Source organism: Streptomyces sp. NPDC001027 (genome assembly GCF_040299045.1).
Lineage (GTDB): Bacteria > Actinomycetota > Actinomycetes > Streptomycetales > Streptomycetaceae > Streptomyces.
The window spans coordinates 1-14,693 of the sequence record NZ_JBEPBI010000199.1 but is presented as its reverse complement, the minus strand read 5'-3'; the positions used below and the strand labels follow the sequence as shown (position 1 = coordinate 14,693).

The following is a 14,693-nucleotide window of genomic DNA, read 5'->3' as shown; positions in this document are numbered from 1 at the left end:
GCAGCACCCCTGAAGGCCCCCGGGCCATGGGGCTCCGGGGGAGGCACTGCGGTGCGCGGCAGGCTGGCGCCCCGCCCTCGCCGTGGACCGGCAGCCACGAGATGCCGGTACCGGACCGCTCCCGGCCGGGGCCTGACGCCCGGCTCGGTCGCGGGCCTAGGCCGCGCCGACGATCTCCGGGATGCGGAACGGCTTGCCGCAGCCCCCGCACACGATCGGCGCCTGGGCCAGGACCGACGGCACGACCCGGACGTTGCGCCCGCAGTCGCAGACGGCCTTGACGCGGACGCCCCCGCCGGAGGAGCCGTGCCGGGCGGCCGGACCTCGGAAGGTGCGGGCGGTGTCGGCGGAGGTGGCCGCCGTGTGGGCCTTGAGGGCGCGCTGCAGCCGCTCGATCGTCGGGCGGTAGCGGCGCTTGGCCTCCGGGTTGAGCGTGACCAGGGAGAAGCCGCTGCTGGGGTGCGGTTCCTCGGGGTGGTCCAGCCCCATCTCCTCGGCGATCGCGAGGAATCTGCGGTTGTGGTAGCGGCCGGCGCGGGAGGTGTCGCGGACGCCGCGGGCTGCGGCGATGCCATGGACTGCCTCGTGAAGCAGTCGCTCGAAGGAGAGCTCGTGACCGCAGGCGGACGACGACTCCCCGATCAGGGACTCTGGCGCGGCGAGATCCGGCAGTTCGGGGTGGTACCGCTGAATGTCGGCCCACGCCTCTGCCAGCTCTGCGGCGAGAACTGGTGGTGTCTGTGTCGTGCTCACGTAATGACAACGAGCGGGGGTGCCCCGGTGTTCCTATTCCGGGGCATCCCAAATAATTTGCACGTACCCGTCAGTCGGTACTCATGCGTCCGGACGAGGGCGGGTGCGCTGATCTGCGGAGAAGCCTCACAGCTCGTATCAAGCTGGTGCGTAGTATCCGGTACGACCCGGCGCGTAGGCCTAGTCCGCGCGCCGGGGCGCGGAGGTCTCCCGGGGGCGCAAGGGGCGTTTCGGTCGCTCTCGCGCGCGAAGGGCGCTGCCTCAGTAAGCGCGTGCGACGACCGCGAGGTTACCGGGGGCGTCCTCGTCGTCCGGCACCGACCCGTCCTCGGCGACGAGACACCGTACGGTCAGCGAGCGCTCGGCCAGTCCCGCCTCGCCTTCTTCGCCCAGGGCCGCCCACGGGACGCGCGCCCAGCCGCCGGCGCCCACCGCCTCGACGGCCTCCTCGACCGTCGAGACGTCCGCCGTCCGCGACTCGCGGCGCTCGCGCGACTGCCGGAGCAGCAGGGCCTGGTCCTGCTCGAGGACGGCGGGCAGCAGATCCGCCAGCGCGTCGACCGCCGCCGGCTCCTTGCCTCCCGGGATGCGTCGGACCAGCGTCGCCGTGCCGCCGGGCAGGTCGCGGGGCCCGATCTCGACCCGCACCGGCACGCCCTTGAGCTCCCAGTCGACCGCGCGCCGGCCGAACGGCACGTCGGTGCGGTCGTCGACCCGGACCCGCAGCCCGGCCGCCGTCAGCCGGTCGCCGAGCTCGCGGACCTTGGCCAGAACCGCCTCGTCGCCCTTGACCGCCAGGACGACGACCTGGATCTGCGCCAGCCGCGGCGGCACCCGCAGCCCGTCGTCGTCGCCGTGGGTCATCACCAGGGCGCCGATCATGCGGGTGGTCGAACCCCAGGAGGTCTGCCAGACCAGCTCCCGTGTGCCGTCCTTGGACAGGTACCGGGTGTCGAAGGCCCTGGCGAAGTTCTGGCCCAGCTCATGGCTGGTGACCATCTGGAGGGCCTTGCCGTCGCCCATCATGCTTTCGAGGGTGAGCGTGTTGACGGCGCCCGCGAAGCGCTCCTTCGCCGTCTTGCGGCCGGCGACGAAGTCGATCGCGAGCACGTTCTCCAGGAAGTCGCCGTAGACCTCGCGATGGATGCGGGCGGCGAAGTCGCGAGCCTCCTCGTACGTGGCGTGCGCGGTGTGGCCCTCCTGCCAGAGGAACTCCGACGTGCGCAGGAAGAGACGCGGGCGCAGCTCCCAACGGACCACGTTGGCCCACTGGTTGATCAGCAGGGGCAGGTCCCGGTAACTCTGCACCCACTTGGAGAAGTACTCGTTGACGATGGTCTCGGAGGTGGGCCGCACAACCGCCGGCTCCTCCAGCTCCTTGCCGCCGCCGTGCGTGACCACCGCCAACTCGGGGGCGAATCCCTCGACATGGTCCGCCTCGCGGGTGAGATAGGACTGCGGGATCAGCAGCGGGAAGTACGCGTTCTCCGCACCCGTCCGCTTGATCCGGGCGTCCATCTCCGCCTGCATCCGCTCCCAGAGCCCGTACCCGTACGGCCGGATCACCATCGTGCCGCGCACCGGGCCGTTGTCGGCCAGTTCCGCCTTGCCGATCAGATCCTGGTACCAGCGGGGGAAGTCCTCTCCCCGCGGGGTGAGAACGGGTGCCTTTGCCATGGCGAGATGGTACGGGTCCACATTGCCGGAATGTGAATTCTCGCCACCGGCACATGCCGTCCTCAAGCAGGGCTCCGCTACCCCTGGACGCGGCCGCGGACGGGGAGTTACCTGGCATACGGGGGCGGTGCCGGAGCACTGCACGGGGGCCCACTGATCGGGTACAGACGCAGACTCTCGGCGGATTGGGGCGCTTTTCCATGACACCTGTGCTCGTGCGACAGCACCTGCCTCACGCGGGGCCGGCGCCCCGCGAGGATCAGGGTGCACGCGCGCGTGACTGGTCCGAGATCCAGGAACGGATGCTGGTTCCGCTCTACGAGGCCGTCTACGAGCGGCTGGACGTGGGGCCGCGCACCCGGCTCCTCTCCCTCGGCTCCGGCTCCGGCCTCGCCCTGGTGATGGCGGCCTCCAGGGGCGCGGCCCTCACCGGCGTCGAGTCCTCCTCCCCCGCACTGCTGGCCCTCGCGCGCGAGCGGCTGCTTCTGCGGGAGGGCTCGGGGACGCACGCGCGTGCGGACGTCCGGCTCACCGACCGGTTGCCCACGGACCGGACGGAGGCGCAGACGCCCCCGTACACCCTGGTGACGGCCTTCGAGCCGATCGGACGCGTGGCGGGCGACACGGAGGAACTGGCCGCGCTGCTCGCGGCGGCGACGCCGCTCGCCCGGCGCGGCGCGCCCGTGGTGCTCGTCGGCTGGGGCCCGCCCGAGCGCTGTGCCACCACGGCGGTGCTCCGGATCGCGGCCGGGGCGGCGGACCAGGACCGCGGCACGGTCCGACTGCGGCCCGCGCTCCGCGACGATCTCGAGGACGTCGCCCGGCGGGCCGGGCTGCGGCCGGACGGATCGGGCCGGGTGGCCTGTCCGTTCGGGTACGCCGACCTGGACAGCGCCCTCAAGGGACTGCTCTCGACGGGCCTGTTCGACGCGGCGGTCGCGGCGACGGACCAGGCGCAGGTCGAGAAGGAGACGGCGGAGGCGCTCCACCCCTACCGGCGGCCGGACGGCACGGTCTGGATGCCGAACGTGTTCCGGTACCTGATCGCCCGGACTCCGTGAGCGCACGCCCCGCGCGGCCGCAGGCCCGGCAGGTTTCGGTCCGGCCGCACGTCCCGGTCCGGCTGCACGTCCCGGTCCGGCTCTCACGTCGGCCTGCGAGTGAGCGGGTCCGCGGCCGGGGCCATGACCGGGTCGGGCCCTAGGCGTCCTTCTTGGCGAGCCGGGTGACGCCGGCGATGCGGTACGCGTCCGCCTCCTCCAGCGTCTCGTGCTCCAGGAGCGCCAGGGCCAGGGCGTCCAGCTGTCCGCGGTGGTCGCGGAGTTTGCGGCAGGCCTCGTCGTAGCACTCGTCGACCAGGCGTCGCATCTCGCTGTCGATGACGTCCAGGGTCCCCGGGGCCGCGGCGAGGCCGTAGGCCTGCTGGGCGTCGTTGGGGAGGGCGGAGAGGCGGCCCACCCGCTCGCTCATGCCCCACCGCGCGACCATCCCGCGCGCGATGTTGGTGACCTGCTCCAGGTCGTTCTCGGCGCCGGTCGTGACGACGCCGTAGACGATCTGTTCGGCCGCCATGCCGCCGAGGGCGCCGATGATGCGGCCGCGCAGATACTCCTCGGAGAGCGCGTACCGCTCGACCTCCGGGGTCGACATGGTCACGCCGAGAGCGCGGCCGCGCGGCACGATGGTGACCTTGCGGACCGGGTCGGCGCCCGGTTGCAGCATGCCGAGGAGGGCGTGGCCGCTCTCGTGGAACGCGGTGCGCCGGCGGTCCTCCTCCGGCATGATCAGCGTGCGCTCGGCCCCGAGCTGCACCTTCTCCAGCGCCTCGGACAGGTCGGACTGCGTCACCTGCTCCTGTGACCGCTTGACGGCGAGCAGCGCGGCCTCGTTGGCGAGGTTGGCCAGATCCGCTCCCGTCATGCCCGGGGTGGTCCGCGCCAGCCGGGCGAGGTCCACGTCCGGTGCGAGCGGGATCTCGCGGGTGTGGATGGCGAGGATCGCCTCGCGTCCGGCGCGGTCCGGCGGGGAGACGCTGACCACCCGGTCGAAGCGCCCCGGTCGGGTCAGCGCCGGGTCCAGGATGTCGGCGCGGTTGGTGGCCGCGATGACGATGACGCCCTCGGCCCCCGAGAAGCCGTCCATCTCGGTGAGGATCTGGTTCAGCGTCTGCTCGCGCTCGTCGTGCCCGCCCACCGAGGCGCCGCCGCTGCGGATGCGCCCGATGGTGTCGATCTCGTCGATGAAGATGATCGAGGGCGCCACCTTGCGGGCCTCGGCGAACAGTTCGCGCACGCGGGACGCGCCGACGCCGACGATCATCTCGATGAACTCGGAGGCCGAGGCGGAGAAGAACGGCACGCCGGCCTCACCCGCCACCGCGCGCGCCAGCAAGGTCTTGCCGGTGCCCGGCGATCCGGCGAGCAGCACGCCGCGGGGCATCTTCGCGCCCATCCGGCGGTAGACCTCCGGGTGTTCGAGGAAGTCGACGACGTCGTCCAGCTCACCCTTGACCTCGTCGATGCCGGCCACGTCGGCGAACGTCGTGCGCCGGCCGTCGGGCCGCAGGCCCACCGGTTTGGGCGGCGTCTTACGCCCGAGCATGCCGCCCGCGCCGGCCGGACCGCCGCCGTAGCGCCGGGCGAAGAAGATCCACACGGCGACCAGGAGCACGATCGGCACCAGCGAGAGGAGCAGGTTGGCCAGCAGACTGCGCTGCTGCACGACCGGCCGGGCGGTCACCGTGACGTGCTGGCGGTCCAGGCTCTGCCAGAGGTCGTCGTCCGCGAAGGCCGGCCGCTGGGTGGTGAACTTGGTGTACTGGCCGCCGCCGTCCGGGTCGTCGCGGGCCTTCTTGAGCTGGCCCTGGATGGCGTCGCCCTTGGAGTAGATCTTGTCGACGTTCCCGGCGTCGACCTGCCGGCTGAACTCCGTGTAGGAGATCGTCGGCTCGTCGCCGCCGCCGAGGTAGTTCAGTCCGACGTACACCAGCAGGAAGACGATCACCGCGGTGACGGCCAGCCCCCACCAGCGGCCGCGCGTCTTCCTGCCGTCCGGGGGGCGTCGACCGTCGTCCGGGGTGCCCTCGGTGCGCCACGGCTGGTCGGGGGCCTTGCGCTCCGGAGCGGCATTGCTCATATCTGGACGCTACGACAGAGCGCCGGGCACGGCACGCGCTGAGGGACGCTCAAGGACCGCCCCGGGACGCTCAGGAATGGGCAGGGACGCGCAGGAAATGCTCCGAGGGCGCCCTCCGTCGCGGGAGGACGCCCTCGGAGGCAGAAGTCGGCTGAAGGACTCGGGGACGTGCTCAGCCCATGAACTTCTTGAACTCGTCGGGCAGCTCGAAGTCCTGGGCGCCCTGCTGCGGCAGACCGAGCGCGTTGCCGCCCTGGGCCTGTGCCTCGCGGCGCTGGGCCGCCTCCAGCTCCTGCTGCTTGCGCTTCATCGGGTTGCCGGAGCGCTGCTTGCCCTTGGCCTGCTTCGGCTGCTTCCGCTGCCGGCCGGCGCCGCCCCCCATGCCCGGCATTCCCGGCATCCCGGGCATGCCGCCGCCCTGGGCCATCCGGGACATCATCTTGCGCGCCTCGAAGAACCGCTCGACCAGCCCCTTCACGGCACTGACCTCGACGCCGGAGCCCTTGGCGATGCGGGCGCGGCGCGAGCCGTTGATGATCGTCGGGTCCTGGCGCTCGCCCGGGGTCATCGACTTGATGATCGCGGCGGTGCGGTCGACGTCGCGCTCGTCGAGATTGGCGATCTGGTCCTTGATCTGGCCCATGCCGGGCAGCATGCCGAGCAGCTTGGAGATGCTGCCCATCTTCCTGACCTGCTCCATCTGGGCCAGGAAGTCGTCCAGGGTGAAGTCCTGGCCCTTCTTGGACGCCAGCTTGGAGGCCATCTTCTCGGCCTCTTCCTGACTGAACGTCTTCTCCGCCTGCTCGATCAGGGTGAGCAGGTCACCCATGTCGAGGATGCGGGAGGCCATCCGGTCGGGGTGGAAGGCGTCGAACTCGTCGAGCTTCTCGCCGTTGGAGGCGAACATGATCGGCTTGCCGGTCACCGAGGCGATCGACAGGGCCGCGCCGCCGCGGGCGTCGCCGTCCAGCTTGGACAGCACGACGCCGTCGAAGCCGACGCCGTCACGGAAGGCCTCGGCGGTGTTGACGGCGTCCTGGCCGATCATCGCGTCGACGACGAAGAGGATCTCGTCGGGCGAGACCGCGTCGCGGATGTCCGCGGCCTGCTGCATCAGCTCGGCGTCGATGCCGAGACGGCCCGCGGTGTCCACGACCACGATGTCGTGCACCTTGGCCTTGGCGAACTCGATGGAGTCCCTGGCGACCTGGACCGGGTCTCCCACGCCGTTGCCCGGCTGCGGGGCGTAGACGGCGACGCCGGCGCGCTCGGCGACGACGCTGAGCTGGTTGACCGCGTTCGGGCGCTGGAGGTCGCAGGCGACGAGCAGCGGCGAGTGGCCCTGCTCCTTCAGCCAGCGACCGAGCTTGCCCGCGAGGGTCGTCTTGCCGGCGCCCTGGAGGCCGGCCAGCATGATCACCGTGGGCGGCTGCTTGGCGAAGCGCAGCCGGCGGGTCTCACCGCCGAGGATCGTGACGAGTTCGTCGTTGACGATCTTCAGGACCTGCTGCGCGGGGTTCAGGGCCTTGGAGACCTCGGCGCCGAGGGCGCGCTCCTTGACGTTCTTGATGAACGTGCGGACGACCGGCAGGGCCACGTCCGCCTCGAGGAGGGCGATGCGGATCTCGCGCGCCGTGGCGTCGATGTCCGCTTCGCTCAGGCGCCCCTTGCCGCGCAAGTTCTTGAAGGTCGCTGAGAGGCGATCGGAGAGAGTATCGAACACGGCGGCGTCGGTCCTCGGTGTCGGGGGCGGTCTGAGCGTCTTCCAGGGTATCCGGCCGCGCAAGACATTCGTCCCCGCCCGCTGCATTCGGCGGGCGGGGACGGGCCGCGCGGCGCGCGATCACGCCCGCAGCGTCTCCTCCAGCTTCCGGGCGACGGCGACGGCCTCGTCGCCCGGCAGGGGCGCGCCGTCCGTTCCGGTGACGTAGAAGGCGTCCACGGCGTTCGCGCCGAGCGTGGAGACGTGCATGCTGCGCACCCGCAGGCCCTCGTCCTCCAGCGCCCGGCCGATGCGGAACAGCAGCCCCGGCGCGTCCTGGGCGCGCACCTCGATGACGGTGGCGTGCCGGGAGGCCGCGGAGGCCACCGTCACGCGCGGCGGCGGGGCCACCACGCCCCGTCGGCGGGGGTAGGCGGCGTCGCGCTCGGCGAGCCGTCCGGCGATGTCCAGCGAGCCGTCCAGGGCGCGCACGAGGTCGGCGCGCAGCCGGGCCGCCTGGGGCAGCGAGCCGTACTCGGCGGCGACCCGCCAGTTCAGCAGCAGGACCGAGCCGTCGACGCCGTCCGGGAGGTCCTGGGCGCGCAGCTCGGCGGTGCGCACGGTCAGCCGGTGCACGGCGAGGACGCCGGCCACCGCGGGCAGCACGCCCTCCTGGTCGGGCACGGCGATGAGCAGCTCCACGCCCAGCGGCTCGGGGTCGCCGGCCGGCTGCTCCCCCGCGGTCTCGGCGGGCGGCTCGGTCTGGGCGCGCAGCGCCAGCACCGGGCTGCCGGTGGCGACCGCCTCGATGGCGAGGCGTTCCTGTTCGGCGGTGGGCGCGGTGTCGTCCGGCTCGTCCGGCTCGTTGCCTGCGAGGACCGCCGCGACCCGTTTGACGAGGTCCGCCACGAGCGAGCCCCGCCAGGACGACCAGGCCGCGGGCCCGGTGGCCAGCGCGTCCGCCTCGGTGAGGGCGTGCAGCAGTTCCAGCGTGCCCTGCGAGCCGACCGCCTCGGCGACCGCGCGCACGGTGGCCGGGTCCTCCAGGTCGCGCCGGGTGGCCGTGTCGACGAGCAGCAGGTGGTGGCGGACGAGGGCGGCCAGCACGGTCACGTCGGCGCGGTCGAAGCCGATGCGGGCGGCCACGTCCTTGGCGATGATCTCGCCGGCCACCGAGTGGTCGCCGGGCCAGCCCTTGCCGATGTCGTGCAGCAGCGCGGCGACCAGCAGGAGGTCGGGCCGGTGGACGCGGCGGGTGAACTCGGAGGCGCGCACCGCGGTCTCGATGAGGTGCCGGTCGACGGTCCAGATGTGCACGGCGTTGCGCTGCGGCCGGCAGCGGACCCGCTCCCAGTCGGGCAGCAGGAGCGTGATCAGCCCCTCGGCCTCCAGCGCCTCCCAGACCTCGACGGTGGGCTGACCGGAGCCGAGCAGGGTCACCAGCTGCTCGCGGGCCTCGGCGGGCCACGGCGTGGGCAGCGGGCGCACGGTGGCGGCGAGCCGCCGGACGGCGTGCAGGGACAGCGGCAGGCCGGCCTGCGCGGCGGCGGCCGCGGCGCGCAGCGGGAGCACGGGGTCGCGTTCGGGGCGGGCGGCGCGGGCGAGCACTGCCTCGCCGTCCTGTTCGACGACGCCCTCGGCCAGCGGGGACCGCTCGGGCGCGGGTTTACCGCCCCCGAGTATGGCGCGCAGCCGCGGCCGCACGGCGCGCGAGCGCAGGACGCGCCCGACCTCGCGCCACGTGACGTCGCTGGCGTAGGAGATGACCCGGGCCGCCTCGTACACCTGCCGCAGCAGGGTGTCGGCGTCCAGCAGGTCCAGTTCGGCGGCCACCTGGTCCTGCTCCTGGAGCGCGAGGCGGTCGGTGGCGCGGCCGGTGGCCAGGTGGAGGGCGTCGCGTACGTCGAGGAGCCGGCGGCGGGCGTCGGCGAGGCCCTCGCGGGGGGCGTCGGCCAGCCAGGAGGCGGCGACGGCGCGCAGCGCGGTGGCGTCCCGCAGTCCGCCGCGCGCCTCCTTCAGGTCGGGTTCCAGCAGGTACTGCAGCTCGCCCTGGCGTTCGGCGCGCTCGGCGCACAGCTCCTGGAGTTCGGGCAGGCGCCTGGGGGCCTGGTTGCGCCAGTCGGCGAGGACGGACGTGCGCAGTCCCGCGGTGAGGCCGAGGTCGCCGGCGAGATGGCGGGCGTCCAGCAGGCCGAGCTGGACCTTGAGGTCCTCGCCGGCGGTCTTGCGGGCCTCCGCCGGGGTGCGGACCGAGTGGTCGAGGGCGAGGCCCAGGTCCCAGACGGGGTACCAGAGGCGGTCGGCGAGGGCGGCGACGGTCTTGGCGTCGGCGCCGTCGTGCAGCAGCAGCAGGTCGAGGTCGCTGCGCGGGGAGAGCTCGCCGCGGCCGTAGCCGCCGACGGCGACCAGGGACACGCCCCGCAGTTCCTCGGCGCCGGCCGTGAAGAGCCCGGCCAGCCAGTCGTCGGTCAGTTCGGCGAGGGCCGCACGGCGCGGCGGCCCGGACCGCGCCTCCTCGGTAAGGAGGCGCAGCCGGGCCGCCGCGTAGCCGCTGGGTCCCGAGTCCTCTGCATCCTTGCGCACGTCCGTACTCGTCACCCAGCGACTCCTGTTCTCTTCTGCCGTCAGAGCGCGTCCGGGCCGCGCTCGCCGGTGCGGACCCTTACGGCCGTCTCGACCGGGAGGGACCAGACCTTGCCGTCACCGATCTTGCCGGTGCGGGCGGCCTTGACGATGACGTCGATCAGCTGCTCGGCGTCGTCGTCCTCCGCCAGCACCTCGATGCGGATCTTGGGGACCAGGTCCACCGTGTACTCGGCGCCGCGGTAGACCTCGGTGTGTCCCCGCTGACGACCGTAGCCGCTGGCCTCGGTGACCGTCAGTCCGTGCACGCCGAAGGCCTGGAGGGCTTCCTTGATCTCGTCCAGCCGGTGGGGCTTGACGACGGCGGTGATGAGCTTCATGCGTCCACCTTCTTGCTCGCCCCGGCGACAGCGGTCGGGAGGGCGCTCGTGCGGGCGGCGCCGCCGCCGGCCCCGCTGAAGTCGTATGCGGTCTCGGCGTGCTCGGCCTGGTCGATGCCGGCGATCTCGTCGTCCTCGGAGACCCGCATGCCGATGGTCTTGTCGAGGAGGAAGGCGAGGATCGCGGAGACCACCAGCGAGTAGGCGAGGACCGCGAACACTCCGGCGCACTGCTTCCACAGCTGGTCGAAGGAGTGGTCGCCGTAGAAGACGCCGGTCGCGGTGGACTGGCCCTTGCCGGTGGCGAAGAAGCCGATCAGCAGGGAGCCGATGACACCGCCGACGAGGTGGACGCCGACGACGTCGAGCGAGTCGTCGTAACCGAACTTGTACTTCAGGCCGACGGCCATGGCGCAGAGCAGACCGGCGATGGCGCCGACGGCGATCGCGCCGAGCGGGGAGACCGCTCCGCCCGAGGGGGTGATGGCGACCAGACCGGCGACCGCGCCGGAGGCGGCGCCCAGCGTGGTGAACGCGCCGTGGCGGATCTTCTCGTAGATGAGCCAGGCCAGCATGGCGGCGGCGGTGGCGACCTGCGTGTTGACGAACATCAGCGCGCCGACGCCGTCGTCGTTGCCGAGCCACGAGCCGGCGTTGAAGCCGAACCAGCCGAACCACAGCAGACCGGCGCCGAGCATGACCAGCGGCAGGCTGTGCGGGCGCATCGGGTCCTTCTTGAACCCGACGCGCTTGCCGATGACGAGGATCACGCCGAGGGCCGCGGCGCCGGCGTTGATGTGGACGGCCGTGCCGCCGGCGAAGTCGATGACGCCCAGCTCGAAGGCCCAGCCGCCGGCGCCCCAGACCCAGTGCGCGACCGGGAAGTAGACGACCGTGGCCCACAGGGCGACGAACAGCGCCCAGGCGGAGAACTTGACGCGGTCGGCGAGCGCGCCGCTGATCAGGGCGGGCGTGATGATCGCGAACATCATCTGGAAGACCATGAACACGAAGATCGGGATGGTGTAGCCGTCCCACAGCTCCGTCAGACCGATGTTGCTGAGACCGAGCCAGTCCGAGTTCCAGCCGATGAGGCTGCCGGAGTCGGTCCCGAAGGCGAGCGAGAAGCCGTACAACACCCACAGGATGGTGACGATCCCGATGCTGATGAAGCTCATCATCAGCATGTTCAGCGTGCTTTTGACGCGGACCATGCCTCCGTAGAAGAAGGCGAGGCCCGGGGTCATGATCAGCACCAGGGCGGAACAGATGAGCATGAAGCCTGTGTTCGCGGAGGACAGCTTGGGTGCCTCCGCGGCAAGCGTGATGGCTGCTGCCATCGGCGTCTCCTCGTCGTAGTACGGCCCCGTGCGGGCGAAGCCAGAGCGGGTTCGTGAGGGTGTGGGCCGGTTATGCGCCATGAGATTCGCGCAGTGCGGTTTCGGTGGAGGCCCCTCGTTGTTTCGCCGCCGTGACGAAGGCGCCGTGTGCGTTACGCCTCGGTGAACTGGCTGATGTTCGACGAGCGGATCGTTATCGTGGCGCAACCTTCACTGAAGGCAGGAAACCGGCCGCGGACGGCCTTCCGATGACCTGGCATGGGGGAGCCGAGTCGGGCAGTTCGGGAGGACCGGCCGCGGCCGGGGTTCTGGGGTTTTCGCCCGGTGGACCGCTGTCGGCGGCCGGGCGGGCGGGGTGCTTCAGACCGCTTCGGCCGTCTCCGGCAGCTCGACGGTGAGCCGCGCGGTCAGGTCCACGACCTCGGAGAGCTCGCCGAAATCGCGTACGGCGCTGTCGACCGTCTTTCGGATACGAGTGTTGACGCGCTCGGAGCGCACCTTCTTGGCCTCCTTCATGGCCTGCGTGGCGAGAACCGTGCTCTGCTCGGGCTCGCGCTGCAGCAGGTGGACCGTGGCCATGCCGATCAGGTTCAGCACATAGGAGCGCTGGTGGTCGCCGTCGCCCGCGAACAGTTCGACGGCCCGCCGCATCAGGGGCTCGGCCAGCGAGGCGTAGGCGGGGCTGCGGCCGGCCACGTAGGCGAGGTCGCGGAAGGAGTGGCTGTTCTCGCCGTGCAGCTCCGCCTCGGAGAAGAAGCGGATCCAGTCGGGGTCCGGCTCGTCCCACTCGTCGGTCTCGGCGAAGGTGTCCTCGGCCATCCGGACCGCGCGCTTGCACCGGCCGGGCTGGCCCATGTTGGCGTAGGCACGGGCCTCCATCGCATACAGCATGGACTGGGTGCGGGGGCCTGCGCAGTCGCGGCTGCCGTACTGGGCGAGGTGGATCAGCTCCAGCGCGTCCTCCGGGCGGCCGAGGTGGATCATCTGACGGCTCATGCTCGACAGCACATAGCTGCCGAGCGGCCGGTCCCCGGCCTCCTTCGCCGCGTGCAGGGCGAGGACGAAGTACTTCTGCGCGGTCGGCTGGAGCCCCACGTCGTAGCTCATCCAGCCGGCGAGCTCGGCCAGCTCGGCGGCGACCTTGAACAGCCTGCGCGAGGTGGACTCGGGCTGGGGCTCCTGGAGCAGGTCGGTCACCTCGTGCAGCTGCCCGACGACCGCCTTGCGGCGCAGACCGCCGCCGCACTGGGCGTCCCACTGCCGGAACATCACGGTGGTGGACTCCAGCAGGTCCAGCTCGGGCCGGGAGAGCCTGCCGCGGGCCCGGCTGGTCGGGACCGACTCCGGCTCCTCGACCGGCGCGGACGGCGAGGGGACCAGCCAGCGCTGCATCGGCTCGATGAGGGACGGCCCTGCGCACAGGGCCAGCGACGTGCCGAGGAAGCCGCGGCGCGCCAGCATCAGGTCGCTGCGCGAGAACTCGCTGAGCTGGGCCACCGTCTGCGGGGCGGTCCACGGCAGGTCGACGCCGGTCGCGGAGGGCGCCTGCCGGGCGGCGCGCAGTCCGAGGTCCTCGACCGAGACGACGCAGCCGAACCGCTCGGAGAACAGCTCGGAGAGGATCCTGGGGATGGGCTCGCGAGGGTTCTCGCCGTCCAGCCAGCGGCGCACGCGGGAGGTGTCGGTGGAGATGTGGTTGGCGCCCAACTGACGCGCTCGGCGGTTCACTTGACGTGCGAGCTCGCCCTTCGACCAGCCGCTGCGCACGAACCACGACGTGAGCAGCTCGTTCGGGCGCCTGTCCGCGCTCGCAGCGTTCGTCCCGCTTCCGCCGTTGCCGCTCACTGGAACGCCCCCATCCCTGAGACCACTTGTCACTGAGTGCGCCAAGCCTTATCAGAATGCCGGTAAATAGAGCCCGCCGTACGGCACTTGTCACCCTTCGAACGGAAACCCGACTTGCCTCCGGCATACCCACGAGCGCAAGCACCCACAGGACCCGCCTACTCAAAGTAATCCTACGATCACGGTCCCAGCCACGGCGATCCCGGAAACGCCACCATTCGCCACCCCTTCGAATGAACTCCGGGCGACCTGTACGCGATTCACTTGACAGAGAACAGCCAGGGTGAGCGGAGCGAAGCACTCAGGGGCGCGCAGAGCCGAGCCCACCACCCGCGGCACTCCAGGGCGCTGCCTGGATCGGGCGGCCCCGGGGAAGCGGAAGCACACAGAGTCACGGTGCTCGACCGCTGCGTAACCAGCGGCGCGCAGGACCCGTTGGAGGGGGCATGGGCTTCACGATCGGCGGCATTCGCGAGATCCGCTCCGGCGCGCGCAGGCGCGGTCGCTCGTCCGAGTGCACCGCCGTCGCCGAGTTCACGGGGCTGTGGGGCTGGGACGCGGTGCCCGGCGCCCGGGCCGCAGCCGGCGTCTGCTCCTGCGGACGCCCCGGTTGCCGTCAACCGGGGGCACACCCCCTGGAGTTCGCCCCGCGCGTCCCGGCCGGCGCCACCCTCGACGACGTCGGCAGGACCTGGGGCGGGTTCCCGGGCGCCGCGGTGATGCTGCCCGTCGGGCGCACGTTCGACGTGCTCGACGTCGCCGAGTCCGCCGGGCGGCGGGCCCTGGTCCGCCTCGAGCGCATGGGCCTGCCCCTCGGCCCGGTCATCGCCACCCCCGAAGGCCGCACCCAGTTCTTCGTCGCCCCCGGCGCCGCCGCCGAGCTGACGAACCTGCTCTACCGGATGGGCTGGGACGATCCGGCCGCCCTCGACCTGCGCGGCCTCGGCCCCGGCGCGTTCATCACGGCCCCGCCCTCCGACCGCGGCGGTCTCGGCCCGGTGCGCTGGCTGCGTCCGCCCGCGCTGGACTCGGCGACCCGCCCGCCGGAGGCCCGGCTGCTGCTGGGGACGCTGGCGTACCTGGCCCACCGGTCACGCGCCCGGCGCCCGCGGGAGCCACTCGGCCGCACCGCCTGACGCCGCCCGGCGCCGCCCGCCCGCCTGACGGGGGGCCGCTCGAAGACCCCGCACACGACCGCCCGGGCCCCGGGGAGCGCCCCTCCCCCGCAGCGGCCGACGGCGTACACAGCGAAGCGCCCGCTCCGACTGCACCTCGGAG

Annotated in this window: 10 protein-coding genes; 2 read left to right on the top strand and 8 right to left on the bottom strand. The window is 72.3% G+C overall.

Annotation, left to right across the window (positions count from 1 at the left end; translation table 11 throughout):
• Positions 1-156 precede the first annotated feature (156 nt).
• The gene (locus ABT300_RS33590) at positions 157-753 is read right to left on the bottom strand and encodes a hypothetical protein (RefSeq protein WP_057580519.1); all 597 of its coding nucleotides are present in this window, start codon (positions 751-753) and stop codon (positions 157-159) included.
• A gap of 261 nt (positions 754-1,014) precedes the next feature.
• On the bottom strand, positions 1,015-2,430 hold the full coding sequence (gene proS / locus ABT300_RS33585; RefSeq protein WP_351683861.1) for a proline--tRNA ligase: 1,416 nt from the start codon (positions 2,428-2,430) through the stop codon (positions 1,015-1,017).
• Between the two features lie 200 nt (positions 2,431-2,630).
• Here proS and ABT300_RS33580 point away from each other — a divergent pair, with 200 nt between their 5' ends.
• Positions 2,631-3,491, top strand: coding sequence for an SAM-dependent methyltransferase (locus ABT300_RS33580; RefSeq protein WP_351683858.1), 861 nt, complete (start codon positions 2,631-2,633; stop codon positions 3,489-3,491).
• 139 nt (positions 3,492-3,630) lie between these two features.
• Here the strand turns inward: ABT300_RS33580 and ftsH are convergent, their stop codons facing one another.
• The 6 genes from ftsH to nsdA form a co-directional block, all read right to left on the bottom strand.
• Positions 3,631-5,565, bottom strand: a complete 1,935-nt coding sequence (gene ftsH / locus ABT300_RS33575) for an ATP-dependent zinc metalloprotease FtsH (protein ID WP_351683855.1) — start codon at positions 5,563-5,565, stop codon at positions 3,631-3,633.
• 172 nt (positions 5,566-5,737) lie between these two features.
• Positions 5,738-7,288, bottom strand: coding sequence for a signal recognition particle protein (ffh, locus tag ABT300_RS33570; RefSeq protein WP_351683852.1), 1,551 nt, complete (start codon positions 7,286-7,288; stop codon positions 5,738-5,740).
• Between the two features lie 120 nt (positions 7,289-7,408).
• Entirely contained in the window at positions 7,409-9,865 is a 2,457-nt protein-coding gene (locus ABT300_RS33565; RefSeq protein WP_351683850.1) for a [protein-PII] uridylyltransferase, read from the bottom strand.
• A 26-nt stretch (positions 9,866-9,891) separates the two neighbouring features.
• Positions 9,892-10,230, bottom strand: a complete 339-nt coding sequence (locus ABT300_RS33560) for a P-II family nitrogen regulator (RefSeq protein ID WP_003997576.1) — start codon at positions 10,228-10,230, stop codon at positions 9,892-9,894.
• Positions 10,227-11,570: an ammonium transporter gene (locus ABT300_RS33555; RefSeq protein WP_351683847.1), complete on the bottom strand. Its 1,344-nt coding sequence runs from the start codon at positions 11,568-11,570 to the stop codon at positions 10,227-10,229. The genes ABT300_RS33560 and ABT300_RS33555 overlap by 4 nt, the downstream gene beginning before the upstream one ends.
• Positions 11,571-11,930: 360 nt before the next feature.
• The gene (nsdA, locus tag ABT300_RS33550; RefSeq protein WP_351683844.1) at positions 11,931-13,415 is read right to left on the bottom strand and encodes a transcriptional repressor NsdA; all 1,485 of its coding nucleotides are present in this window, start codon (positions 13,413-13,415) and stop codon (positions 11,931-11,933) included.
• Positions 13,416-13,861: 446 nt separating this feature from the next.
• On the opposite strand from nsdA, the gene ABT300_RS33545 reads away from it, so the two are divergent.
• Positions 13,862-14,551: a bifunctional DNA primase/polymerase gene (locus ABT300_RS33545; RefSeq protein ID WP_351683841.1), complete on the top strand. Its 690-nt coding sequence runs from the start codon at positions 13,862-13,864 to the stop codon at positions 14,549-14,551.
• The last annotated feature ends 142 nt before the right edge of the window (positions 14,552-14,693 follow it).